Here is a 24,761-nt window from a genome sequence, read left to right as displayed (position 1 = left end):
GTTACTCAGGCCACCAGCATCCACAGCAAGGCAGTGAGGGCAAAACCCGCCAAGCCCAGCACCGTGGTCAGCACCGTCCAGGTGCGCAGGCCATCGCCCACGCTCAGGCCCAGGTAGCGGGTCACGATCCAGAAGCCCGAATCGTTGACGTGCGACAGGCCCAGGCTGCCAAAGCCAATGGCAACCGTGAGCAGCGCCACTTGCAAGGGGGAATACCCGCCACCCGCCATCGCATCGGCCAGCAGGCCGCAGGTGGTGATGATGGCCACGGTGGCCGAGCCTTGGGCAGCGCGCAGGGCCAGCGCAATGATGAACGCCAGCAGGATGAGCGGCAGATGAGTAGCGGTGAGGCTTTGCGAAAGCGCCGCGCCAATGCCGCTGGCGGTGAGCACCTTGGCAAACACGCCACCCGCGCCCGTCACCAGGATCACGGTGGCAGCGGGGGGCAGGGCAGATTCCATGATGGCGTTGGTGCGCTCGCGGTTCCAGCCCTGGTTGCGGCCCAGCAAATACATCGCCAGACCCACGGCCACCATCAGCGCAAAGATGGGCGAGCCGATGAAGCCCAGCACATTACGCAGGCTGTCGCCCTTGGGCAGCAGCGTGGCACCGGTGGTGCCCGCCATGATCAGAGCGAGCGGGATCAGGATCAGCGCCATGATGGTACCTACGCCGGGAGCGATGCGTGCCTTGGAGTCCGTGCTTTCTTGGCTGGTACCAAAGGCCGCAAACTGCTCTGCCGTGGTGGGCAGCATGGGGTAGCCCTTGCGGTTGAGCCAGCCTGCCACGACCTGCGCCAGCGCCGCCAGCGGGATGCAGATGGCCAGGCCAATGATGGTGATCCAGCCAATGTCACCCTTGACGATGGCTGCCCCGCCCACGATGCCGGGGTGCGGTGGCACCACCACGTGCGCGGCCAGCATGATGCCCGCCACGGGCAGGCCGAACTTGATGGGGTTGACCCCCGCCGCCTTGCAAAAGCCGTAGACGATCGGCACCAGGATGATGAAGCCCACATCAAAAAACACCGGGATGGCCAGCACCAGCGCAGCGGCCGTCAGGGCCATGGGCACCCGTGTGGGCCCCAGCAACTGCGTGAAGCGGTTGGCCAGGCTGGCCGCACCGCCCGAGACCTCGATCATCCGCCCCAGCATGGAGCCCAGCGCCACCAGGATGGCCACCGAGCCCAGTGTGCCGCCCATGCCTGCAATCAGCGTGCTGATGATGTCGCTAATCGGCATGCCCGTGGCAAATGCGACGAGGAAGCTCACCAGCATCATCGCCACGAAAGCGTGGACCTGCCAGCGGATGATGAGCAACAGGAGCAGGGCAATGCTGCCGGCGCCGATGCCGAGAAGTGCGAGGGTGGACATGGACTGGGTATCTCCGGGAGGAAAAGGCCGTGCACGCAGCAGGGCTCTTTTGTGATGTGTTTATATGGTTATCATACAAATTTAAAACAACGTCTGGTTACGGGTTAACCCTGAAGTGGTGTGGGTCTCGACCTCTGCGGGGGGCTGGCTTCTGCGGCAGGTGTGCAGTTGCAGGCGTCTGTAACACGCCCGACAGGGCGCGGTTCAGGCGCGGGATGAAGACGGCGTCTCGCCCACCAGAGGTTGCGCCAGCCGGGCACCGTCTTGCGCCCAGAAGGTGATGTCGGCTTGCTCAATGCGGCGCAGTGCATTGCACATGTGTTCGGTGGCCGCGTTGCGGGCCCCACGCGCATCGCCAGATTCAATGGCCCGCACGATCTGCTCATGTTCCTGCGTCACTGCCTGCGCAAAGTCCGAGCGCCGGGCCTCGTTGGCCCGGGTGACGCGGGTGGCGCCTTGAAGAAACCGGGCCAGATAGTCCAGCGTGCTGATCAAAAAAGGATTGCCCGCTGCGCGGGCGATGGCGCGGTGAAATTCCACGTCTTCCTCGGCCCCGTCGCGCCCGGCTTGCACGGCGTCGCTGATGCGCTGCATGGCATCGCGAATGGCCTGCACATCGGCTTCACTGCGGCGTTGCGCTGCCAGTTCGGCCACTTCAGACTCCAGCGCGCGGCGCACTTCCACAATTTGCATGACTGCCTCGCGCGATGCGGCATGGGGCAGGTCAAAGTGCAGGGGCTCAATGCCCGGCGCTTTGACGTACACGCCGCTGCCCTGGCGTGAATCCACCAGGCCCAGCGATTTGAGGCGCGAAATCGCCTCGCGCACCACCGTGCGGCTCACCTCAAACTGCTGCGCCAGTGCGGCCTCGGTGGGCAGTTTGTCACCCGCCTGGATGCGTCCTTCCCGGATCTCTGCCTCCAACGCGCTGGCCACTTGGTCAGAGAGCTTGATGGCAGGCTTGATGGCGGCAAAAGACGATGACATGGCAATAGGTATGAGCGGGGCAATTCAGGGCAGCCTTGCGGGTGCCCGATGAATGTACCGCAAGCTGGTCTGCGCCCAGGGGGCTTGCGGGTCGCTGCTGCGTCAGTCGAGCTGTATCTTGGCGAAGGCCGCCACCTGCTTCCACTGCGCGGCGTCTGCATTCAGTGCAGCCGCAGCGCTGGCTGCATCCATGAAGGCGGGGTCGGCGCCCTGGCGTTGCATCGCGGCAGCTACTTCCGGTTGCTGCACGACTTTTTGCAGCGCATCCGCCAGGCGGGTTGCCACAGGCGCGGGCAGCCCGGCAGGTGCTGCCACGCCAAACCACGCACTCACGTTGAAGCCGTCCATTCCAGCTTCTGCCAGCGTGGGCACATCGGGCAGAGCGGTGCTGCGCTGGGCGGTGGTCACGGCCAGCGCGCGCAGCTTGCCTGCCTGGATCTGGCCAATGGCCGATGGCAGGTTGTCAAACATCATGTCCACCTCGCCAGACAGCAGGGCCGTGATGGCGGCTGCGGCGCCGCGGTAGGGCACGTGGGTGATAAAGGTCTCGCTGCGGCGCTTGAAAAGCTCGGCGCTCAGGTGCAGCGAGGTGCCGTTGCCATTGGATGCGTAATTCAGTTGCCCGGGTTTTGACTTGGCGCGGCCGACAAGGTCCTGCACTTTTCCGATGCCCGAGGCCGGGTTCACCAGCAGCACATTGGGCACCCGGCCCAGCAGGGCCACCGCAGCCAATTGCGAGGGCTGGTAAGGCAGGTTTTTGTAGATGGCAGGGCTGATGGTGAGCGCGGGCGATGCCATCAGCAGCGTGTATCCGTCGGCGGGAGCGCGGGCAACTTCGGCCGCCCCCACATTGCCGCCGGCCCCCGGTTTGTTGTCAATCACCACGGGTTGGCCCAGTTCCTGGGCAAGTCGGTTCCCCACCAACCGGGCCATGTTGTCGATCAGCCCGCCGGGCGGGAACGGTACCACCAGCCGGATCGGCCGCGCTGGCCAGGCCTGCGCCATGGACAGGGGGGCAGCCAGCAGCAACAGGGCACCGGCGGTGGCTCTCATCAGAGTGCGTTTGGTGGGTTGCAGTGGCATGTGCATGTCTCCCTAAAGGATGTGAGTGGTTAGTTGGTCATGTAGTAAGGTCATCATATGAATTGTGTGAATGGCCTGCGCAGAGGGTTTACCCGTGAGGGCTGGGCATGGGCGCACCGCTGTTTTTGCCGCCGCCCGCAGTTCTTTGCTTTGCGTCTGCGCTGGCCTGATGTGGTCTGAACGGTGCTGGTAGGAGGGGGCAGGCGGCGCCTGTTCTCCCCGCTGGGCCTACTTGGCAGGCGTGCAGGAGGTGCCCAGGCTGGCCATATCGACCAGCTTTTGCAGGCTGCTGCGCTGCTCCAGGCAAGCCTGTTGCTGGGCTTCTGCCGCTTTTTGCTCGGCCGCGCGTTGGGCTTTGGCGCGCTCGGCCTGCAGTTGGGCGACGCGTTCGCGGATCTGGGGCATCACAGCCAAGGCGGCTTTTTCGCCTTCCAGGATGGCGTTGGCGCGCTGGCTGAAATCGGCCGATCCAATGTCCAGCACCTGGGGCCGGATGATGACGTCGGCCCGTGCCAGTTCGGCTTGGCCGAGCTTTTGGCCCATGATGGCGATGGATTGGCCCAGCGTGCCCAGCATGTCGCCCGGCGTCTGGCCCCGGGCCTTGTTCGAGATGTCTACGGCGATCACGATGTCGGCGCCCAGCTGGCGCGCGGCATCCACCGGCACGGGGCTGACGATGCCGCCGTCCACAAAGTGGTACTTGCCGATGGTGACGGGCTGGAACACGCCGGGCACGCTGCTCGATGCGCGCACGGCCTGGCCGGTGTTGCCGCGTGCAAACACGGTGCGCTCGCCATCTTCCAGCCGCGTGGCCACGACCACAAAAGGCTTGGCCATCTGCTCCAGTGGCTTGCGGCGTACCTGCTCGTTCACATAGTCTTCGAGCTTCTGGCCCAGCACCAGGCCGCCGGACGAGAGCTGCAGGTCGCGGATCTTGGCCTCGTCCAGCGCCACGGCTTTTTCCTGCATCTCGAAGGCGTTCATGCCGCTGGCGTAGAGCGCGCCCACCACGCTGCCTGCACTGGTGCCCGATACCACCGCAGGCGCAAAGCCGTTGGCCTCCAGCATCTTGATGACGCCAATGTGCGCGAAACCTTTGGCTGCGCCACCGCCCAGGGCGATGCCGATGCGGACAGGGGGAGCGGAGGAGGAAAGAGCAGGCTGCGTCCCCGCGTCGGGCCGGGCGGGGGTGGTGCCGCCACATCCAGCCAGGGACAGGGCTGCCAGCATGGTTACGCTGGCAAGGGTGGCCAGCGGGTGGAAAAAAGCGGTCAAGCGCATGCCAGGCGGTCCTGCGGAGCAACGGGGCGCGAAGTATAGCGGCGGCGTTGCTCCCACACCGAGGGTGCCACTGTTTGCTCCTGAAAATGTAGCTGCTAGCGCTTTATGGATAAGCGCTGGGTGGCATTTTCGGTGAGTTTTTGAAAACCGCCCGTGCAAACTCACTCGCCTTGCGAGCCCCGGTGCGCCCACCCTGTGGTGCGCTTTTCGATCCAGCTGAACAGCTCGTACATCACCATGGCCATGGCGCCCACGACCATCAGGCCCGCAAAGGCCAGGCCCATCTGCATGGACGAGCCCGCGCTGATCAGCAGGTAGCCAATGCCTTCGTTGGCGGCGGTCATCTCGCTCACCGTGGTGCCCACGAAGGCCAGCGTAATGGCCACCTTGAGCGAGCCGTAGAAGTACGGCATGGAGCGGGGCAGGCCCACTTTGGTCAGCACGTCCCAGCGCTTGGCGCCCAGCACGCGCAGCACGTCTTCCAGCTCGGGCTCCAGCGTGGCCAGGCCCGTGGCGATGTTGACCATGATGGGAAAGAAGCTGATGAGAAACGCCGTAAGGATGGCCGGGCCGACGCCAATGCCGAACCACACCACCAGGATGGGCACAAAGGCGGCCTTGGGCAGCGCGTTGAAGGCCGTCATCAGCGGGTAGACGGCGGCATAGGCGATGCGCGAACTGCCGATGACGAAACCCAGTAGCACACCCACGACGATGGCGATGCCGAAGCCCGCCATGGTGACCCAGAAGGTGCGCCAGGCATGGCCGGCGATGACGCCGCTGAACTCCACCAGCTGCACGCCGATGGCCCAGGGGCTGGGGAACAGGTATTCAGGGATGCTGAAGGCCGAGCAGATGATTTGCCACAGCAGGATGGTGGCGACGAGCAGGATCCAGGGGGACCAGCGCTCCACGGTTTTCTTGTGCATGGGGATGAGGCGCTTTCTTTGTTCTTATTGCTGGATGGGCGCGCCTGCTTTTCGCAGGGCACCGATGTGGCCGCGCAGCTCGTGCACGATGTCGGTGAACTCCTTGGTGTAGGTCACCTCCAGGTCGCGCGGGCGGGGCAGCTCGATCTCTTTCTTCACCACAAACCGGCCGGGGCTCTTGCTCATCACATACACCGTGTCGGCCAGGAAGACCGACTCGCGCAGGTCGTGCGTGACCAGAATCACGTTGAACTGCTGCTCGGTCCACAGGTCGCGCAGGATGCACCACAGCTCTTCGCGGGTGAAGGCGTCGAGCGCGCCGAAGGGCTCGTCCAGCAGCAGCATCTTGGGTTCGTGGATCAGCGCGCGGCAGATGCTGGCGCGCTGCTGCATGCCGCCCGACAGCTGCCAGGGGAACTTGTCCTCATAGCCCGCCAGCCCCACCTTTTGCAGCAGCTTGCGGGCGCGCTCTTCGTACTCCTTGCGCTTTTGCTTGAAGTGGCTGCGGTAGGGCTCGACGATTTCGAGCGGCAGCAGCACGTTGTCCACCGTGGTGCGCCAGGGCAGCAGCGAAGGCGCCTGGAAGGCCATGCCCGACACCTTGAGCGGCCCCGTCACTGGCTGGCCGTCGATGAGGATCTTGCCCATGGAGGGCATCTTCAGCCCCGTGGCCAGCTTCATGAAGGTGGACTTGCCACAGCCCGAGGGGCCGACGATGGCGATGAACTCGCCGCGCCGCACCTGCAGGTCGATGGCTTCGACCGCAAACTGGTTCTTGGCGCGCAGCTCGTCGTTGTAGGCGAGCCAGACATCGCGGAAGTCCACAAAATAGGAATCGGCAGCCTGCATGGAAGGTCGTTCTTGTTTTTGAATGAAAATGGCTGCTGGCGCTTGTCTATCAAGCGCTAGCAGCTATCAAATTGATAGTTTTACTTCTTCGGCAGGATGTTGAGTTCCGCCGTGCTGGGCAGGAAGCTGGGGTTCCACACGTCGTCGGCGTTGACGCGCGTCTTGGTGTTGAACGCGTCGGACACCTGCGAAGCCATCAGCGACAGGCGGCCGGGCACGGCCTTGCCAAACCCTTCTGCCCGCGCGTCGGGGCTGTTGATCACGGTGTCGATAGCCAGTTGCAGGCGGCGAGTTTCGAGCGGCACGTTCACGATGCCATCGCGCGCCTTTACATGCTCGATGGCGGCAGCGGGGTTGGCGATGACTTCCTTGGCACCCTTGGTGAAGGCCGACAGGAACGCCTTGATGGCGGCAGGGTTCTCCTTGATGAGCTTGGGGCTGGCAATGATCACGTTGCCGTATAGCTTCACGCCAAAGTCGGCATAGGGCAGCACCACCACGTCGGCGGCCTTGGCGCCCCGGGCTTCCAGGTTGAGCAGCGAGGTGAAGGTGAAGCCGGTGATGGCGTCCACATCGCCGCGCACCAGCATGGTTTCGCGCAGTGGCGGGTCCATGGCGGTCCAGGTCACGGCGCCAATGCCGTTGGCCTTCTGGAAGATGGGGAACGCGCGGCGGCCTGCGTCAAACACGGGGGCGCCCAGCTTCTTGCCGGCCAGGTCGGCGGGCTTGGTGATGCCGCTCTTTTTCAGCGCCATGACCGAGGCGGGCGTGTTGTTGTAGACCACCATCACCGCCACGGGCTTGTTCTGCGCGTCGGGGTTGTTGGCGTGGAATTCCATCACTGCGGCCAAGTCGGCAAAGCCCATGTCGTAGGTGCCCGATGCCACACGCTGCACCGCGCCGCCGGAGCCGTTGCCCGCATCCACCGTCACATCCAGGCCCGCCGCCTTGAAGTAGCCCTTGGCCACGGGTTGCAGGAACAGCGCCGCAGGGCCTTCAAAACGCCAGTCGAGCTGGAACTTGATGGGCGTGCTTTGCGCATGCGCCACGGGCAATGCGCTGGCCAGCGCCAGTGCCGCTGCGGTGTGCATGAAGGTTCTTTTTTTCATGGGATAGCTCCTGGCGGATGCCAAATAAAAAACAGAAGAAAAAGGCAGTCATGCCTTGGCTGTACAAGCCATGCAGCAAAAAAGATGCCCGCTTTCAAGCGCGCTATCGGGTTTTTGCAAGGGCGGCGCGGCACGGCAAAACATTCCTCACCGAAGTGGTGCGCCCAGGCATGGAGTGCTTCCCGCAATGGTGCGTGCGCGGTGGCAACGGAAGGGGACAAATACGCAGATGGAGGAACGGCCGCAGTGGTGCAACGAAGCCGCAGCATCCAAAAACAGGGCATGGCCTCGCAGACCAAAGGCGCGGCTGGTTGGTGCATCTGGGGATGGGGGCGCAGCCCGTTGCACTGCAGCACGAAGGCTTGCGCCTTCGGGTTTTTTAAAGACCCACGAGAGGGCTCACCTATGCCACACCTGACCGAGTTTTTTGACAACGTGCAATTGCCCACCATGCCCGACGTGGCGCGGGATCTGGTGGCCACGATGCAGGACGACGACATCCTGTTTGAAAAGGTGCTGCTGGCCGAGATTGGGCTGGAGGAGCCCAAGTCCCCCGCCGACACCATTGCCAGCCTGCCTGAGGAAATCAAGCGGGCGCTGCAACTGGACTCGGCCTGGCTGGCCGAACATCTGCCGCCGGTGGCGGACTTTGTGGATGTGTCTGTGCGCTGACGCAGGCCGGGCAAAGACCCGCGTATCGATACACCCAAAAAGAAAGGCCCCGAAGGGCCTTTCTTTTTTTCAGAGCCTGATCGAATCAGGCGGCGCGCGCCGCAGCGCTGGCCACGGCCAGAGCCGTCATGTTGAACACGCGGCGCACGGTGGCGGCGGGCGTCAGGATGTAGGCCGCAGCCGCCGCACCCATCAGGATCGGGCCCACCGTCACACCGCCGCTGGTGGTGGTCTTGAGCACGTTGTAGAGGATGTTGGCTGCGTCAATGTTCGGGCAGATCAGCAGGTTGGCCGAGCCGTTGAGTGTCGAGTCCGCCATGTATGCGTTGCGGATGCCTGGCTCCAGCGCGGCGTCACCGTGCAGTTCGCCGTCGCATTCGATCTCGGGGTGGGCCGCCACAAACAGGTCGCGTGCTTCACGCATCTTGCGGGCCGAGGCGCGCTTGGACGAACCGTAGCTCGAATGCGACAGGAACGCCACCTTGGGTGGCAGACCAAAGCGCTGCACTTCCTGCACCGACATCCAGGCAATGTCGGCCAGCTCCTGCGCCGTGGGGTCTTCGTTCACATAGGTGTCTGCAATGAACAGGGTGCCGTTGCGGTCCGTCATCAACGCGTTCAGCGCGGCGTAGTTGGTGGCGCCAGGGGCATGGCCCAGGATGTTGCGGATGCGCTCCAGGTGGGTTTCATAGGTGCCCACCAGGCCGCAGATCATGGCGTCGGCATCGCCCAGCTTCACCATCAGCGAGGCGATGATGGTGTTGGAGCGGCGCACGGCCGCCTTGGCCACCTCGGGCGTGGCGCCTTCGCGCTTCATGAGCTGGTGGTAGGTCTCCCAATACTGGCGAAAGCGTGGATCGTCTTCGGGGTTGCACACTTCCACATCCTTGCCGATCTGCATGCGCAGGCCAGCCTTTTCAATGCGGGCTGCAATGACGGCAGGGCGGCCGATGAGGATGGGGTGGGCAATCTTGTCGTCGATGGCCAGCTGCGCTGCACGCAGGGCGCGCTCATCTTCGCCGTCGGCATAGGCAACACGCTTCTTCGCATCGGGCAGGGCCTTTGCGGCCGTGATCACGGGGCGCATGAGCATGCCGGTTTGGTAAACAAAGCGCGACAGGCTTTCCTTGTAGGCCTCCATGTCTTCGATGGGGCGCGTGGCCACACCGGATTCGGCCGCAGCCTTGGCCACGGCAGGCGCGATCTTGAGGATCAGGCGCGAGTCAAACGGTGTGGGGATCAGGTAGTCGGGGCCAAAGGTCAGCTCCTTGCCTGCATACGCGTTGGCCACCTCTTCGCTGATGTCGGCCTTGGCCAGGTCGGCAATTTGGCGCACGCAGGCCAGCTTCATGGCTTCGGTGATCTTGGTGGCGCCGCAGTCCAGCGCACCACGGAAGATGTACGGGAAGCACAGCACGTTGTTGACCTGGTTGGGGTAGTCCGAGCGGCCCGTGGCAATGATGCAATCGGGCCGCACGGCCTTGGCCAGCTCGGGGCGGATTTCGGGCTCGGGGTTGGCCAGCGCCAGGATGATGGGCCTCTCGGCCATCGTCTTGACCATCTCGGCCGTGAGCACGCCGGGAGCAGAGCAGCCCAGGAACACGTCCGCGCCGTTGACGGCGTCAGCCAGCGTACGCGCGTCGGTCTTTTGCGCGTATTGCGCTTTGGACTCGTCCAGACCACCGGGGCGGCCTTCGTAGATCACGCCCTTGGAGTCGCACACGAAAATGTTTTCGCGCTTCACGCCCAGGCCCACCATCACATTCAGGCAGGCAATGGCGGCGGCACCGGCGCCAGAGACGGCCACCTTCACGTCGCCAATTTGCTTGCCCACCAGCTCCAGTCCGTTGAGCAGCGCAGCGCTGCTGATGATGGCCGTGCCGTGCTGGTCATCGTGGAACACCGGAATGTTCATGCGCTTGCTCAGCTCGCGCTCGATGTAGAAGCACTCGGGGGCCTTGATGTCTTCGAGGTTGATGCCGCCGAGCGTGGGCTCCAGGCTGGCGATGATCTCGATGAGCTTGTCGGGGTCGCGCTCGGCCAGTTCGATGTCAAACACGTCCACACCGGCAAACTTCTTGAACAGGCAGCCCTTGCCTTCCATCACCGGTTTGCCGGCCAGCGGGCCGATGTCGCCCAGACCCAGCACGGCGGTGCCGTTGGTGATCACACCCACGAGGTTGCCGCGCGAGGTGTAGTCAAACGCCTTGGAAGGGTCGGCCTGGATGTCCAGGCAGGGGTAGGCTACGCCGGGCGAATAAGCCAGCGACAGGTCGCGCTGGTTGGACAGCGGCTTGGTGGGCGTGACGGAAATCTTGCCCCGGCTGGGGTTGCGGTGGTATTCACGCGCGGCTTCGCGCAGGGCTTGTTCGGCGGCGGACAGATTCTGGGTCATACGAAAAAGTGGGAGGCTTTCACGAAATTCAGCAGCAGGCGCAAGGGCGCCATGCCTCGAAGCGGTATCGGTTCATTCACAGGCCGCGTCGGGCCCTCGCATGGTGTGCAAGGCCTGCACCCAAGGAGCGCGCCGCAGCGGTCGCATCAGTCTGCCCCGGTCAGGCAGGACCGCAGGTGTGCGGCAGGCCTGGCGAGGTGCCCGCAACGCACAGGTCAAGCGGCGGGCAGATTCCCTGCGGTGGACTACAGGGCAGGGATTCGGACTGCCATGGCCCACAGGATAACCCGATTGCCGGGCAACCTGAATGAATTCTGACTAACCCATTGGTATCAGAGGGGCTGGGTGTGGAGGGCCATCGCGCGGCGCGCGACACCCTCACATTCGCTGGTTTTTAGACCAGCAGGTCGCTCAGTGCCCTTGCGATGACCTTGGTGGCCCGGCGCAGGTCTTCCAGTTGCAGCCGCTCGTCGGCGCGTTTGGCGTGCGATTCCAGCACCGTGCGCGGCCCCGCGCCGTAGATCACGCCGGGAATGCCGCGCTCCACATACAGGCGCACATCGGTGTACAGGGGCGTGCCTACGGCGGGCACGGGCTCGCCGATCACGGCCAGGGCGTGCTTCTGGATCGCATCGACCAGCGGCTGGTTGCCCGCCAGCGGCGTCATGGCATTGGCCAACAGCAGGCGTTTGATCTCGACACTGAGGCCAGCACGCTCGGCTGTTGCCTGCGTGATGGTGTGGCGAATGGCGGCTTCCACCTCCACCGGGTTCTCCTCAGGGATCATGCGGCGGTCAAGTTTGAAGCTGACCTTGCCCGGCACCACGTTGGTGTTGGTGCCGCCCTCGATGCGGCCCACGTTCAGGTACGGGTGCTTGATGCCCGCGACGTTGGAGGTGATCTTTTGGTACTCATCGTTCTGCGCATACAGCGCGTTCAGGATGTGCACCGCGCCCTGCAGCGCGTCAACGCCGGTGTGGGGCACGGCGGCATGGGCCATCTTGCCGTGCACGGTCACTTCCATCTGCAGGCAGCCGTTGTGGGCGGTGACCACCTCGTAGCTGAAGCCTGCGGCAATCATCAGGTCGGGCTGGGTCAGCCCCTTTTTCAGCAGCCAGCCCGGGCCCAGCTCGCCACCAAACTCTTCGTCGTAGGTGAAGTGCAGCTCTACCGCGCCTTGCGCGGGGCGCGCCACGGCTTCAAGCGCGCGCACCGCGAAAGTGAAGCTCGCGAAGTCGCTCTTGCTCACGGCGGTGGCGCGGCCATACATGGCACCGTTGACGATCTCGGCGCCGTAGGGGTCGTGCGTCCAGCCTTCGCCGGGCGGCACCACGTCGCCGTGGGCGTTGAGTGCAATGGTCTTGCCGCCTGTGCCGTAGGGCCTGCGCACGATCAGATTGGTGATGGATTCCATGCCGTAGGCCTGCACGTCGGCAGCGGGCACGGCGTGCTTTTCGGCGTCAAAGCCAAAGTCTTTCAGCAGCTCGGCCGTGCGTTCGGCATGGGGGGCGTTGTTGCCGGGCGGTGTGTCGGTGGGCACGCGCACCAGGGCCTGCAAAAAGCGCACTTCCTCGTCAAAGTGCTGGTCAATCCACGCGTCGAGCGCGTCGTAGGAGGCCTGTGGGGTCATGGTTGGGTTTCCTCGGCAAGCTGGTGCAGCACCTGGGTGAAGGCGTCCACAGTCAGCTGAATGTCGTTGTTGGTGGTGGATTCGAGCGGGTTGTGGCTGATGCCGGAGTTCTGCCCGCGCGTGAACAGCATGGCCTGCGGCATGATTTCGTGCAGCTTCATCGCGTCGTGCCCCGCGCCGCTGGGCATGCGGAACACGGGCACGCCCAGGGCGTCCACGGCGCGCTCCCAGTGGTGCTGCAGGGCCGGGGCGCTGGGCGCGGCAGCGGCGCGCATCGATTCTTCAATCGTGTAGCGCAAGCCGCGCCGCTGGGCGATTTTGGCCAGTTCGTCCAGCACGTCGGTCACCATTGCATCGCGCTGGGCGTCGGTGGGGGCACGCAGGTCCAATGAAAAAAGGCAGCGCCCAGGCACCACGTTGATGGAGCCACTGGGCACATTCAAGAGGCCGATGGTGCCCACCGAATCGCCGTCTTTCGCAGCGCGCTGCTCCACATACAGCGCCAGCTCGGCCACGGCCACGGCGGCATCACGGCGTCGGTCCATGGGCGTGGTGCCCGCGTGACTGGCAGTGCCGATCATTTCGCACAGGTAGCGCACGCCCCCGTTGATGGAGGTGACCACGCCCAGGGGCAGGTCCAGTTCGTTGAGCACCGGGCCCTGTTCAATGTGCACTTCGATGAAGCCCAGGTACTGCGCCGGGTCGCGCTGCAGCTTGGCAATGTCGTCCAGGCGCAGGCCCGCGTGCTGCATGGCCTCGCGCATCGTCACGCCGCTCGCGTCTTTCTGATCCAGCCAGGCGGGGTTGAAGTGGCCGATGAGCGCACCCGAGCCGAGGAAGGTGGCCTTGTAGCGCTGGCCTTCTTCTTCCGCGAACGCCACCACCTCGATGCCGAAGGGCAGGCGCTTGCCAGCGCGGTGCAGCTCGCGCACGCAGGCCAGGGGCACGAAAATGCCCAGGCGCCCGTCGTACTTGCCGCCGTTGCGCACCGTGTCGTAGTGGCTGCCGGTCATCAAGTAGCGTGCGCCTGGCGCGGCCGGGTAGTAGCGGCCCACCACATTGCCCACGGCGTCTATCTCCACCCTGTCAAAGCCGCACTCGCGCATGCGCTGTGCAATGTCACGGCCGCAGGCGCGGTGTGCATCGGTGAGGTAGGTGACGGTGAGCTGGCCTTTTTCCGCAAAGCCGGGGTCAGAGTGGCGGGCCAGCGCTTCGTGCCAGTCCCACACATCGTTGCCCAGCACTGGCTCGGCAGCGAACTTGTCGTTCAGGCGAATCTCGGCAATGCGGTGGATGTTGCGCAGGGCCTCAGCCAGCTCAAATTCGGGGTGGTTGTCCAGCCGCCGTGCAAAGGTGTCGATGATTTCCTGTTTGGAGAGACCCGTGCCGCGTGGCCCGCGCACCGCCAGGATGAACGGGAAGCCAAAGCGTTCGTTGTAGGCCGCGTTGAGCTGCTGGATGCGCTCGAACTCCTCGGGCGTGCATTCGGTGAGGCCTGCCTTGCTTTGCTCGTTGGTGGATTCGGCCGTGAGGCTTTTCGCCACCATGGCTTTGCCCGCCAGTTCCGGGTGGGCGCGAATCAGGGCCAATTGCGCATCCAGCTCTGCCGTGCGCACCACCTGCGCCAGCGCGTGCTTCAGGTGCGCCAGGCTGCGAAAGGGCCGCTGCGCCAGGGCCTCCTCGGCAATCCAGGGCGAGTGTTCGTACAGCCCGTCCAGCAGCGCCAGCGCTTCGGCGGGGCTGGCGGCGTTGAGTTGTTCCAGAGTCAGTGGCATGGTGGTTGCTTCAAAAAAGTGAGCTGCTTGCGCTTATTGCACGAGCGCTGGAGGCCGATTTGGTTCACAAAACCGGGGCGGGGTGGTGTTGCGCCCAGTGGCGGGCTATGTCGATGCGCCGGGCCACCCACACCTTGTCGTGGCGGGCGATGTGGTCCAGAAAACGCTGCAGCGCCGTGATGCGGCCGGGCCGGCCCAGCAGGCGGCAGTGCATGCCGATGTTCATCATCTTGGGTGCGTTGTCGCCAGCGGGGTCACCCTCGGCATACAGCGCGTCAAACGTGTCTTTCAGGTACTGGAAGAACGGGTCGGCGTGCGAATAGCCCTGGGGCAGGGCAAAGCGCATGTCGTTGCAGTCCAGCGTGTAGGGCACGATGAGCTGGGGCACCACGCTGCCGTCGGTCTTCTTCACCTTCATCCAGAAGGGCAGGTCGTCGCCGTAGTAGTCGCTGTCGTAAGCAAAGCCGCCGTAGTCGGCCACCAGGCGGTGGGTGTTGGGGCTGTCGCGGCCGGTGTACCAGCCCAGCGCCCTTTGCCCGGTCATGCGCTGGATGATGTCCATGGCCTCGTGCATGTGGGCGCGCTCCACATCCTCGGGCACGTTCTGGTAGTGAATCCACTTGAGGCCGTGGCAGGCGATCTCGTGGCCCAGTTCCACGAAGGCAGCCGTCAGCTCGGGGTGGCGCTGCAGCGCCGTGGAGACGCCAAACACCGTCAGCGGTAGCTGGCGCTTTTCAAACTCGCGCAGGATGCGCCACACGCCCGCGCGCGAGCCGTATTCATAAATGCCTTCCATGCTCATGTGCCGATCAGGGTAGCTGGCCGGGTTGAACATTTCCGACAGAAACTGTTCGCTGCCCGCATCGCCATGCAGCACGGCGTTCTCGCCGCCTTCCTCGTAGTTCAGCACAAACTGCACCGCAATGCGGGCACCGCCAGGCCACTGGGCGTGGGGCGGGTTTTTGCCGTAGCCAACCAGGTCGCGGGGGTAGGGGGCGGTGGCGTCGTAGATCATGGCGTCAGGGGCATGGAATGGGGTCAAGACAGGGCCAGCGAGAGATCGTTGACCGGTGGCTGGCGGTCAAACGTCAGACTTTCTTCCACATGCAGCAAATGTGCCTGCATGAGCTGCACGGCCCGCTCTTCGTCCTTGGCGCCCAGGGCCTTGACGATCTGGGCGTGCTCTTCGTGCGAGTGCGCGGCGGCGCTGGCGCTTTGGTACATCAGCGTGATGAGCGAACAGCGCGAGATCAGATCGCCCAGCATCTGCGCCAGCACCTGGTTGCCCATCAGCTCGGCCATGCGCACATGAAAGTCGCCCAGCAGCTCGGTGCGCTCGGGCGCGTCGCCCTGGGCCACGGCCTGCTTCTCGCGGGCCACATGCTCGCGCAGCGCGCGCAGTTTGGCGGGGGTGACCTGGCGCATGAAGGCGCGGACCATTTCGGACTCGAGCATGCGGCGCACGGCAAACACCTGGCGGGCTTCGTCGGCCGAGGGGGCCGCTACAAAAGCGCCCCGCGCGGGCTCCAGCCGCACCAGCCGGTTTTGCGACAGCTGAAACAGCGCCTGGCGCACCAGCGTGCGCGACACGCCAAAGTGGTCAGCCAACTTTTGCTCGGCCAGCTTGGTGCCCGGTTGCAGGCGGTGCTCGACGATGGCGCGGGTCAGGCGCGCAGCGATGAGGCTGGTGGTCGAGTTGTCCATGCGCCGCATGATAGCGGCAAGCGGTGTTTTGTATACAGTTTTGGTGGACGATTGGCGCGCTCAGTGCCCTGGCGAGCTGGTGGCGAAGTGTTCTGCCAGAAAGTCTACAAACGCGCGCACGCGCGCGGCTGTCTGGTGGCGTTGGGGGTAAATGGCGTAGATATCCGCCGGGGGTGTCTGGTGGTCTGCCAGCACCTGTACCAGGCGGCCACTGCGCAGGTAGCGGGCCACGTCCCATTCGGCTCGCATCACGATGCCGTGGCCGTCCAGCGCCCAGTTCACGGCGATCTCGCCGTCGTTGGTGCTCAGTGCGCCGCGCACCTTCACCACTTCGGTCTTGCGCCCGGCCGTCAGCCGCCACTGGCCATAGGCATCGTCGCCCTGGCGGATGCCTATGCAGTCATGCCGTGCCAGGTCGCTGGGCAACTTGGGGGTGCCCCGGCGCTCCAGGTAGGCGGGCGCCGCGCACAGCAGGCGCCGGTTGGGTGCAATGCGACGGGCAATCACGCGGGCGTCGGGCGGCTCGCCAAAGCGGATGCACACGTCAAACGCATCGGCGGCTAGCGGTGGTGGGTCTACCGAAAGTTGCAGTTGCACCTGCACCAGTGGGTGCTGGCGCACAAAATCTGAAATCAGCGGCGCAATGTGGCTACGCCCAAAGCCCAGCGTGGCGTTCACGCGCAGCAGGCCTTGCGGCGTGGCCAGGGTGCGCGAAACCAGCTGCTCCATGTCGTCAATCTCGGCCAGGATGCGCCGCGCATGCTGCAGGTAGGTCTCGCCCTCGGGTGTCAGGCTCACGCGGCGGGTTGTGCGGTTGACCAGTTGCACACCCAGGCGCGTTTCCATCTGTGCCAGCCTTTTGCTGACGGCGGGCGTGGTCACATTCAGCTCGCGTGCTGTGGCCGAGAAGCTGCCGCAACGCGCCAGGAGGCTGAAAAAGCCCATCTCCGAGGGGGCCGACAAAGGTGTGCTCATTGTTTCTTTGAAGTTAACAATAGGATAACTTGAAGAATGGTTTTGTGAATGCGAAGCCGGTAGATTTGTCTTCGTCCGGCGCACCCGTGGCGCGCCACCCAACTACAGGAGACAGGTTTCATGACGAGCAAGACGTACCGCATTGCGTGCATTCCCGGTGACGGCATTGGCAAAGAGGTGATTCCCGCGGGGCAAGAGGTGCTGCAAGCCTTGGCTGCATCGCAGCCCGGCCTGGCATTTGAATTCACCAGCTACGGCTGGGGTGGCGACTGGTACCGCGCCCACGGCGAGATGATGCCCGCTGATGGGCTGGCGCAATTGCGGGACAAGGACGCCATCCTGTTCGGCTCGGCAGGCGACCCGCACATCCCCGACCACATCACGCTGTGGGGCCTGCGGCTGAAGATTTGTCAGGGGTTCGATCAGTACGCCAACGTGCGGCCCACGCGCATCCTGCCGGGCATTGATGCACCCCTCAAGCGCTGCGCGCCGCAAGACCTGGACTGGGTCATCGTGCGCGAAAACTCCGAAGGTGAATACGCCGGCGTGGGCGGCCGCGCCCACCAGGGCCATCCCATCGAGGTGGCCACCGACCTGAGCGTGATGACCCGCGCCGGGGTGGAGCGCATCATGCGATTTGCCTTCCGCTTGGCCCAGTCGCGCCCCCGCAAGCTGCTCACCGTCATCACCAAAAGCAATGCCCAGCGCCACGCCATGGTGATGTGGGACGAGATTGCGCTACAGATCAGTCAGGAGTTTCCTGATGTGAGGTGGGACAAGGAGCTGGTGGACGCAGCCACCGCCCGCATGGTCAACCGCCCCGCCACGCTCGACACCATCGTTGCTACCAACCTGCATGCCGACATCCTGAGCGACCTGGCCGCTGCACTCGCGGGTAGCCTGGGCATTGCGCCCACCGGCAACATTGACCCCGAGCGCCGCTACCCCAGCATGTTCGAGCCCATCCACGGCTCTGCCTTTGACATCATGGGCAAGGGCCTGGCCAACCCCGTGGGCACGTTCTGGAGTTGCGTGATGCTGCTCGAACATCTGGGTGAGCACGCCGCCGCAAAGCGCCTGATGGCTGCCATCGAGCAAGTCACCGCCGATGCCGCCTTGCACACCGGCGACCTGGGCGGCAAAGCCACCACAGGACAGGTAACCCGTGCTGTGTGCGAGCGACTGGCCACCGCTGCCTGATTCCCCCTGCATCCATTCCCCTCGCCAATACGCTCCCGGCAAGAGGTGCGAGGGTGGGGTACCCCTTCACAGAACGATATTGGAGACAAGCCATGACGACGTTTCAATCCCCCAAGCGCCACACTTTGCGCCACTTGGCAGGCGCTGCCCTGCTGTGTGCTTTGGCTACCACGGCCGCAGCCCAGGCCTGGCCCACCAAAGCCGTCAGCCTGATCGTGCCCTTCCCCGCAGGAGGCACGACCGATGTGCTGGCCCGCGCGCTGGGGCAAGAGCTGGCCAAGAGCCTGGGCCAGCCCGTCATCGTGGAGAACAAACCCGGTGCAGGCGCCACGCTGGGCGCCGACTTTGTGGCGAAAGCCAAACCCGATGGCTACACCCTGCTGATGGGGGCGGTGCACCACACCATTGCCACCAGCGTGTACCGCAAGCTGGCGTACGACTTTCAGAAAGACCTGGCCCCTGTCACCACCGTGGCCATGGTGCCCAATGTGCTGGTGGTGCAGGCCGACAGCTCTAGCCGCACGGTGCCCGAGCTGATCGCCCAGGCCAAGCGGGCGCCAGGCAAGTTCACCTTCGGTTCCAACGGCAATGGCACGGGTCAGCACCTGATTGGCGCGCAGTTTGAAGCCATGGCCGGGGTGCAGCTGCTGCATGTGCCCTACAAGGGCAGCGGCCCCATGACCACCGACTTGCTGGGCGGGCAGATCACCATGTCGTTCGACACCATCACTCCCGTGCTGCCCCACATCAAGGCGGGCAAGCTGCGTGCGCTGGCGGTGACCACGGCCAAGCGCTCTGCCGCGCTGCCCGATGTACCCACACTGGACGAGGCTGGGCTCAAGGGCTTTGACCTGGGCACCTGGTTTGGCGTGCTGGCCCCTGCAGGTACGCCCAAGGAGGTGGTGACGCGGCTGAACACCGAGATGGTCAAGATCATCCAGTCGCCCGACTTCCGCAAGAAGATGGACGACATTGGCGCCGACCCCATTGGCGATACACCCCAGCAAATGGCCCGCCAGATCAAGGACGACACCGAGCGCTTTGCGCGCCTGGTGAAAGAGGCCAAGGTGGTGCTGGAGTAAGCCGGGCCAGCGCGACGGTGCTTGCGTCACAATGCCTCGCCATGACCATGCCTGACCCTCGCCAGAATCCCACCGCCTTCTTGCGCCACCTGTACGACGTGGCGGTGCAAAGCGCACAGCCCCTGCAAGGCCTTCAAGCCCATCTGCCTGCTCTACCCAAAGGACGCACGCTGGTGCTGGGTGCGGGCAAGGCCGGGGGCTCCATGGCGCAGGCGCTGGAGGCGCTGTGGCCTGCCGATGCCCCGCTCGGCGGCCTGGTCGTCACCCGCTACGACCACATTCCGCCCCGACCGGCGGGCCTGAGGCAGCGCATTGAAGTGGTCGAGGCCGCCCACCCCGTGCCTGATGCCGCAGGCCTGCAGGCGGCCGAGCGCATGCTGGCGCTCACCCAGGGGCTCACGGCCGATGACTTGGTGATCTGCCTCATCTCCGGCGGCGGCTCGGCCTTGCTCACGCTGCCTGCCGATGGCCTCACGCTGGCCGAAAAGCAGCGCATCAACAAAGAACTGCTGGCCAGCGGTGCCGCCATTGGCGAGATGAACTGCGTGCGCAAGCACCTCTCGCGCATCAAGGGCGGGCGGCTGGCGGCGGCTTGCGCTCCGGCGCGTGTGGTCACCCTCACCATCAGCGATGTGCCGGGCGACGACCCTTCCATCATCGCCAGCGGCCCCACCGTGCCCGATGCCAGCACCTGCGCCGATGCGCTGGCGATTCTGGACCGCTACCGCATCACCGTGCCTCCCGCCGTGCGCGGGGCGCTGGAAGCGGGCCTGCTCGAAACCCCCAAGCCCGGCGACGCCGTGTTTGCAGGCCACGCCGTGCACCTCATCGCCACCCCGCAGCAGTCGCTCGAAGCCGCAGCCCAGGCCGCCCGCGCTGCAGGCTGGGCCGCGCACATCCTGTCGGACGAAATAGAAGGCGAATCGCGCGAAGTGGGCAAGGTGCACGCGGCCCTGGCCCGCGCCGTGGCCCAGCGCGGGGCGCCGTTTGAACGCCCCTGTGTGCTGCTGTCAGGCGGTGAAACCACGGTGACGGTGCGCCCTCGGTCCGAAGGCGCCCCCAAAGGCCGAGGTGGCCGCGCAGGTGAGTTCTGCATGGGCCTGGCCCAGGCCCTGCAAGGCCAGAGCGGCGTGTGGGCCCTGGCGGCTGACACCGATGGCATCGACGGTGTAGAAGACAACGCGGGCGCCATCGTCACGCCGGACACCTTGGCCCGTGGCCGCGCCCTGGGTTTGCGGCTCGACGACCATCTGGACCGCAACGACGCCTACGGCTACTTCAGCGCTTTAGGTGATCTGGTGGTGACCGGGCCCACGCACACCAATGTGAATGACTTTAGGGTGCTATTGATTTTGTAGCTGCTTGCGCTTATGTATTAAGCGCCAGGTGCCAAAAAGGCTTGAAGCCTTGGCCGGCTCAGGTGGCCAAAGCCTGTTCCACCGCAGCCTTGGCATCTTCCAGGCTGCTGAAAAAGCTCATGGGCTGCGGCGTGGCCCTGGGCAAGTGGGCTGGTGGCTGCCACAGGCGGTCACCCATCCAGGTCGCCGTCCATCCGCCAATGTCTTTGCCCTTGAGAATGCAGACAGGCTGCCCATTCAGGTTCGCCACCCAGCTGGTGGGGGGGGCTGTGGTGTCCAGGTAACTGTCATGGTAGGTCCGTGGGGTGGCTATGCCCCAGTGTAGGGGCCGTGGCAGCTGCGTCGGCATTCTGGACAACCCTGAGGAACGGGGCTTGCGCGCAGGTGGACGGTGCTTTGGTGCGGCACTGATCCGGCGCATCTGCCGACCAGCGTACAGCCTAGGCAGGGCCGCACCCTGGGGTGATGCCGCTATGGGCGCGGCGCCCGTGCTTCCTCGTCAATCACCTGCTGCACTTCGCGGTAGAAGTTCTCGCGCGCCTCGGTGGCCTGGGGGTCTCGCGCCCCATGGGCCCAGTTGGCGTTCGACACGATCACCAGCTTGCGTTGGGGGTCGATGAAGATGCCCTGGCCGAAAATGCCTCGGGCCGCATAGCTGCCGTCGTCATAGGTCCACCACTGGTAGCCATAGCCGCGCCCGGGGCGGCCAATGTCGGCGCGCTTGGTGGTGGCCTCGGCCCACCAGCCCTCGGGCACGATGCTCTGGCCGTTTACTTGCGCGCCATTCAGGATGAACATGCCCAGGCGGGCATAGTCGCGTGGCGATGCCTGCACGCAGCAGCCGCCAATCTCCTTGCCGGTTTTGCTCAGAAGCCAGGTGGCCTGCTGCTCCATGCCTGCCGGGCCCCACACTTTTTCTGCCAGGTAGGTGGCCAGGGGCTTTTTGGTGGCCTGCTGCACCAGGGTGCCCACCAGGTTGGTCTCGCCCGTGCTGTACAGCCAGCGGGTGCCTGCCGGTACATCGCGCGGTAGCTTGCGCATGTAGCTCACCAGCGCTTCCACGCCGGGTTCGGGCTGGTGGTTGTTGAACTTGGCCACGTCTGAATTCGGGTCGGCGTAGTCTTCATTCCACTTCACGCCAGATGTCATGGTCAGCAGTTGCCGAACGCTCACATCGTCGTAGGCAGAGCCTTTCAGCTCGGGGATGTAGACGCTGACCTTGTCGTCCAGGCTCTGGATGAAGCCGTCTTTGACCGCAGCGCCCACCAGGGTGGAGGTGAGTGACTTGGCCACAGAGAAACTGGTCCAGCGGCCTGCGGCATCAAAGTCCAGGCCATAGCGTTCCAGCCGCAGCTTGCCGTCGTGCACCACCAGCAGCGCAGCGCTGCGCTGGCCTGCCATGTAGGCATCCACATCGCTCCTGAGCTTCAGGGGCGGCCCTGGGGGCAGGGGTGATGGCGTGCCGCTGGCGGGCACCACGTTGGCCTTGGCCAGCAGCGGGATGCGGTCCAGCGCGCGGAAGGCGGCGTCGCGTTGCGGCTGCGTCCAGAACAGCAAATCGCGGTTGGTGGGCACGGTGGCCAAAAGCCCGCGCGTTTCCTTGTCCAGGCTGAACCAGCCGCCCACGGCGGCGGCCGCCACAACGACCAGTGTGCCCAGCACTACTTTTTTCAATGCCACGTTTGTCTCCTTAGGGTGCCCAAAGCCTGTAACCCGCAGTACACATTTCGCCGCATGTGTGGTGTCTTGCGCTGCGGGCGCGGCCCGTTTTGTTGATGTTGCCGAGTGTGCATCATCGCGTGCGGACAGAGTGTCGGGAGGTGCACACAAGCCCGACATCCGCGCAGTGGATTGACCGCCGTGCGGCGACCTGCAAGCTGTGAGGCACCCCTCTGCACAAGGCCCAGTCCATAAAAAAAGGGGCCGCAGAATGTGCGGCCCCTTTTCTGTGTTGGCATCAGCCGCCTGTCAGCGCGGGTGCTTTGGCAGTTTTCAGTACCCCAAGGTCTGCCCATCGGGGTTGCGTGGATCAGAGTAGCCATACAGCTGCCCGTTGCGGATCTGGATGGTCTGCGTACGGCCCATCGAAGGCTTCACTGCGATGTTGTGGCCGCGTTGCTTGAGCAGGGCCAGCGTGTCGGGCGAGAGGCCCTTTTCCACGCGCAGCTCATCAGGCGTCCACTGGTGGTGCACGCGGGGGGCTGCGGCGGCTTCGGCGGGGTTGTTGCCAAAGTCGATGGTGTTCACCACGGTTTGCAGCACGGTGGTGATGATGCGGGCGCCGCCGGGGCTGCCGGTCACCAGCGTGGGCTTGCCGTCTTTGAGCACCAGGGTGGGCGTCATGGAAGACAGGGGGCGCTTCTTGGCGGCCACCGCGTTGGCGTCGCCGCCGACCAGGCCGTAGGCGTTGGCCACGCCGGGCTTGGCGGCAAAGTCGTCCATCTCGTTGTTCAGCAAGATGCCGGTGCCCTTGGCGACGATGCCGCTGCCAAAGTTGGTGTTCAGCGTGTAGGTCACGGCCACGGCATTGCCCGCCTTGTCCACCACCGAGTAGTGGGTGGTCTGGTCGCTTTCATACGGCTGGGGCTGGCCGGGCTTGATCTCTTTGGCAGGACGAGCGCGGTTGGGGTCGATGGTCTTGGCCAGCGATTCGGCGTAGCGCTTGGAGGTCAGGCCCTTCAAGGGGATCTTCACGAAGTCGGGGTCACCCAGGTATTCAGAGCGGTCGGCATAGGCCAGCTTGCTGCTTTCAGCCATGTGGTGCAGCGTTTGCGCGCTGTTCTGGCCCCACTGGGCCAGGGGCCACTGCTCCAGCATGTTCAAAATTTGCACCAGGTGCGTGCCGCCGGAAGAGGGCGGGGGCATGGTCACCACTTCGTAGCCACGGTAGGTGCCGCGCACGGGCTCGCGCTCGGCCACCTTGTATTCGCGCAGGTCTTGCAGCGTCACGGCACCGGCGTGCGGGGCCATTTCGGCGGCAATCTTCTGGGCGATGGCGCCTTCGTAGAAGGCCTTGGCGCCTTGCTGCGCAATCAGGCGCATCGATTGGGCCAGGTCTTTTTGCACCAGCAGGTCGCCACGCTTCAGGGGCGCGCCGTCCTTCCAGAAGATCTCGGTGGTGGCGGGCCACTTGCCCATGTTCTTTTGCTCCTGGCGCAAGATCTTGGCCAGGGTTTCGCTCACAGGGAAGCCCTTTTCTGCCAGCGCGATGGAGGGTGCAATCACCTTGTCCAGCGGCATGGTGCCCCATTTCTTCAACGCATGCTCCATGCCCGCCACGGTGCCCGGCACGCCCACGGCGTAGTGGGTGTAGAGCGACTTGCCATTGATGACATTGCCCTTGTCGTCCAGGTACATGTTGCGCGTGGCCTTGAGGGGGGCCACTTCGCGGAAGTCCAGCGCCACGGATTTGCCCGTCTTGGCGTCATGCACCATCATGAAGCCGCCCCCGCCCAGGTTGCCTGCGTTGGGCAGCGCCACGGCCAGCGCAAAGCCAATGCCCACGGCTGCGTCCACGGCGTTGCCACCGGCTTTCAGAATATCGAGCCCGATGCGCGAGGCCAGCTCTTGCTCAGTGGCCACCATGCCGTTGTTGGCCACCACGGGGTGGAACACGTCCATGTCGAAGTCATAGGCGGCGCTGGCGGCTGCGGCAGCGGATGTCTGTTGCACTGCAGCAGGCGCGGTGGACGCTTGCGGCGGGGTCGCACTGCAGGCCGCAAGGCTGGCCAGGGCCAGCGCAAGGCTGGCGGACAGCAGGGTTTGCCGGATGTTCATGGGTTGGACTCCTGAAAGAATAGGTGGCACAAGTGTAGGCCGTCTGCGGGGCTTTGGCGGGGTGTGGGCCGCCAGGGGCCGTGGCACGAAACTGGCTTCAGCACCGGCTGCGGATGTACAGAAACTGTATACACTTTGCCGTCAGCGCACGGCGGCCGCTGCACCACTTTGGATGCCTGCCAACCACCTCGCGGAGATACGGAGATACCTATGGGCCTGAGCACCCACGTTTTAGACACCATGCACGGTTGCCCCGCTGCGGGTATGGCGGTGCGCCTGTACGCCACCCAGGGTGAGCAGACCACGCTCGTCAAGTCGCTGGTGCTGAACCACGACGGGCGCACCGATGCACCCCTGTTTGACAACGCCAGCCTGCTTGCGGGCACTTACCGGCTGACGTTTGATGTGGCGGGCTACTTCAAGGCCCGGGGCGTTGCGCTGCCCGAGCCGAACTTCCTGAACCAGGTGAGCCTGGACTTTGGCATTGCCCATGCCGACCAGCACTACCACGTGCCGCTGCTGGTCAGCCCCTGGAGCTATTCGACCTACCGGGGGTCTTGAGCCCAGGGGGAATGCAAGCAG

At 64.8% G+C, this 24,761-nt stretch carries 22 protein-coding genes; 6 read left to right on the top strand and 16 right to left on the bottom strand.

Features of this window, described 5'->3' with window-relative positions:
* Positions 1 to 5: 5 nt before the first annotated feature.
* From BDD18_RS18475 to BDD18_RS18445, 7 genes are all read right to left on the bottom strand, one after another.
* Entirely contained in the window at positions 6 to 1,373 is a 1,368-nt protein-coding gene (locus BDD18_RS18475; RefSeq protein ID WP_142085004.1) for a GntP family transporter, read from the bottom strand.
* Between the two features lie 204 nt (positions 1,374 to 1,577).
* Positions 1,578 to 2,360, bottom strand: coding sequence for a FadR/GntR family transcriptional regulator (locus BDD18_RS18470; RefSeq protein ID WP_142085002.1), 783 nt, complete (start codon positions 2,358 to 2,360; stop codon positions 1,578 to 1,580).
* 102 nt (positions 2,361 to 2,462) lie between these two features.
* On the bottom strand, positions 2,463 to 3,443 hold the full coding sequence (locus BDD18_RS18465; RefSeq protein WP_066698636.1) for a tripartite tricarboxylate transporter substrate binding protein: 981 nt from the start codon (positions 3,441 to 3,443) through the stop codon (positions 2,463 to 2,465).
* 228 nt (positions 3,444 to 3,671) lie between these two features.
* The gene (locus BDD18_RS18460) at positions 3,672 to 4,724 is read right to left on the bottom strand and encodes a patatin-like phospholipase family protein (protein WP_142085000.1); all 1,053 of its coding nucleotides are present in this window, start codon (positions 4,722 to 4,724) and stop codon (positions 3,672 to 3,674) included.
* Between the two features lie 161 nt (positions 4,725 to 4,885).
* On the bottom strand, positions 4,886 to 5,653 hold the full coding sequence (locus BDD18_RS18455) for an ABC transporter permease (RefSeq protein WP_060986854.1): 768 nt from the start codon (positions 5,651 to 5,653) through the stop codon (positions 4,886 to 4,888).
* A 24-nt stretch (positions 5,654 to 5,677) separates the two neighbouring features.
* On the bottom strand, positions 5,678 to 6,502 hold the full coding sequence (locus BDD18_RS18450; RefSeq protein ID WP_066787892.1) for an ABC transporter ATP-binding protein: 825 nt from the start codon (positions 6,500 to 6,502) through the stop codon (positions 5,678 to 5,680).
* Positions 6,503 to 6,582: 80 nt separating this feature from the next.
* Entirely contained in the window at positions 6,583 to 7,611 is a 1,029-nt protein-coding gene (locus tag BDD18_RS18445; protein WP_142084998.1) for an ABC transporter substrate-binding protein, read from the bottom strand.
* Positions 7,612 to 7,628: 17 nt separating this feature from the next.
* On the opposite strand from BDD18_RS18445, the gene BDD18_RS18440 reads away from it, so the two are divergent.
* Positions 7,629 to 7,994, top strand: coding sequence for a hypothetical protein (locus BDD18_RS18440; RefSeq protein WP_142084996.1), 366 nt, complete (start codon positions 7,629 to 7,631; stop codon positions 7,992 to 7,994).
* Between the two features lie 22 nt (positions 7,995 to 8,016).
* Positions 8,017 to 8,283 (top strand): hypothetical protein, encoded by a 267-nt coding sequence (locus tag BDD18_RS22305; RefSeq protein WP_066787898.1) that lies wholly within the window; start codon positions 8,017 to 8,019, stop codon positions 8,281 to 8,283.
* 85 nt (positions 8,284 to 8,368) lie between these two features.
* On the opposite strand, the gene BDD18_RS18430 is transcribed toward BDD18_RS22305, so the two are convergent.
* The 6 genes from BDD18_RS18430 to BDD18_RS18405 form a co-directional block, all read right to left on the bottom strand.
* Positions 8,369 to 10,678 carry an NADP-dependent malic enzyme gene (locus tag BDD18_RS18430; protein ID WP_142084994.1) on the bottom strand — a complete coding sequence of 770 codons (2,310 nt, stop codon included), beginning with the start codon at positions 10,676 to 10,678 and terminating at the stop codon, positions 8,369 to 8,371.
* Positions 10,679 to 11,072: 394 nt separating this feature from the next.
* On the bottom strand, positions 11,073 to 12,308 hold the full coding sequence (locus BDD18_RS18425) for a M20 family metallopeptidase (protein WP_142084992.1): 1,236 nt from the start codon (positions 12,306 to 12,308) through the stop codon (positions 11,073 to 11,075).
* Positions 12,305 to 14,083, bottom strand: a complete 1,779-nt coding sequence (gene uraD / locus BDD18_RS18420; protein WP_142084989.1) for a 2-oxo-4-hydroxy-4-carboxy-5-ureidoimidazoline decarboxylase — start codon at positions 14,081 to 14,083, stop codon at positions 12,305 to 12,307. The genes BDD18_RS18425 and uraD overlap by 4 nt, the downstream gene beginning before the upstream one ends.
* Before the next feature lie 64 nt (positions 14,084 to 14,147).
* Positions 14,148 to 15,098, bottom strand: a complete 951-nt coding sequence (gene puuE / locus BDD18_RS18415) for an allantoinase PuuE (protein ID WP_142085079.1) — start codon at positions 15,096 to 15,098, stop codon at positions 14,148 to 14,150.
* A 23-nt stretch (positions 15,099 to 15,121) separates the two neighbouring features.
* Positions 15,122 to 15,796, bottom strand: a complete 675-nt coding sequence (locus tag BDD18_RS18410) for a GntR family transcriptional regulator (protein WP_066698619.1) — start codon at positions 15,794 to 15,796, stop codon at positions 15,122 to 15,124.
* Positions 15,797 to 15,847: 51 nt separating this feature from the next.
* Positions 15,848 to 16,762: a LysR family transcriptional regulator gene (locus BDD18_RS18405; RefSeq protein ID WP_142084987.1), complete on the bottom strand. Its 915-nt coding sequence runs from the start codon at positions 16,760 to 16,762 to the stop codon at positions 15,848 to 15,850.
* Between the two features lie 120 nt (positions 16,763 to 16,882).
* Here BDD18_RS18405 and BDD18_RS18400 point away from each other — a divergent pair, with 120 nt between their 5' ends.
* The 3 genes from BDD18_RS18400 to BDD18_RS18390 all read left to right on the top strand — a co-directional run bounded on the left by BDD18_RS18400 (position 16,883) and on the right by BDD18_RS18390 (position 20,402).
* The gene (locus BDD18_RS18400) at positions 16,883 to 17,962 is read left to right on the top strand and encodes a tartrate dehydrogenase (RefSeq protein WP_142084985.1); all 1,080 of its coding nucleotides are present in this window, start codon (positions 16,883 to 16,885) and stop codon (positions 17,960 to 17,962) included.
* A gap of 92 nt (positions 17,963 to 18,054) precedes the next feature.
* Positions 18,055 to 19,044 carry a tripartite tricarboxylate transporter substrate binding protein gene (locus tag BDD18_RS18395; protein WP_142084982.1) on the top strand — a complete coding sequence of 330 codons (990 nt, stop codon included), beginning with the start codon at positions 18,055 to 18,057 and terminating at the stop codon, positions 19,042 to 19,044.
* Between the two features lie 41 nt (positions 19,045 to 19,085).
* A complete protein-coding gene (locus BDD18_RS18390; RefSeq protein ID WP_142084980.1) occupies positions 19,086 to 20,402 on the top strand; it encodes a glycerate kinase type-2 family protein in 1,317 nt (438 codons plus the stop codon).
* A gap of 58 nt (positions 20,403 to 20,460) precedes the next feature.
* Here the strand turns inward: BDD18_RS18390 and BDD18_RS18385 are convergent, their stop codons facing one another.
* The 3 genes from BDD18_RS18385 to ggt all read right to left on the bottom strand — a co-directional run bounded on the left by BDD18_RS18385 (position 20,461) and on the right by ggt (position 24,179).
* A complete protein-coding gene (locus BDD18_RS18385) occupies positions 20,461 to 20,652 on the bottom strand; it encodes a hypothetical protein (RefSeq protein ID WP_244939143.1) in 192 nt (63 codons plus the stop codon).
* A 221-nt stretch (positions 20,653 to 20,873) separates the two neighbouring features.
* Positions 20,874 to 22,082, bottom strand: a complete 1,209-nt coding sequence (locus BDD18_RS18380) for a serine hydrolase domain-containing protein (RefSeq protein WP_244939142.1) — start codon at positions 22,080 to 22,082, stop codon at positions 20,874 to 20,876.
* Positions 22,083 to 22,394: 312 nt separating this feature from the next.
* The gene (gene ggt, locus BDD18_RS18375) at positions 22,395 to 24,179 is read right to left on the bottom strand and encodes a gamma-glutamyltransferase (RefSeq protein ID WP_142084976.1); all 1,785 of its coding nucleotides are present in this window, start codon (positions 24,177 to 24,179) and stop codon (positions 22,395 to 22,397) included.
* Between the two features lie 210 nt (positions 24,180 to 24,389).
* Here ggt and uraH point away from each other — a divergent pair, with 210 nt between their 5' ends.
* Positions 24,390 to 24,740 carry a hydroxyisourate hydrolase gene (uraH, locus tag BDD18_RS18370; RefSeq protein ID WP_142084973.1) on the top strand — a complete coding sequence of 117 codons (351 nt, stop codon included), beginning with the start codon at positions 24,390 to 24,392 and terminating at the stop codon, positions 24,738 to 24,740.
* Positions 24,741 to 24,761: the final 21 nt, after the last annotated feature.

Origin of the sequence: Acidovorax temperans (genome assembly GCF_006716905.1) — a bacterium.
Lineage (GTDB): Bacteria > Pseudomonadota > Gammaproteobacteria > Burkholderiales > Burkholderiaceae_C > Acidovorax > Acidovorax temperans.
The sequence above is the reverse complement of the archived record's forward strand: the minus strand, read 5'-3'. Positions and strand labels throughout refer to the sequence as shown.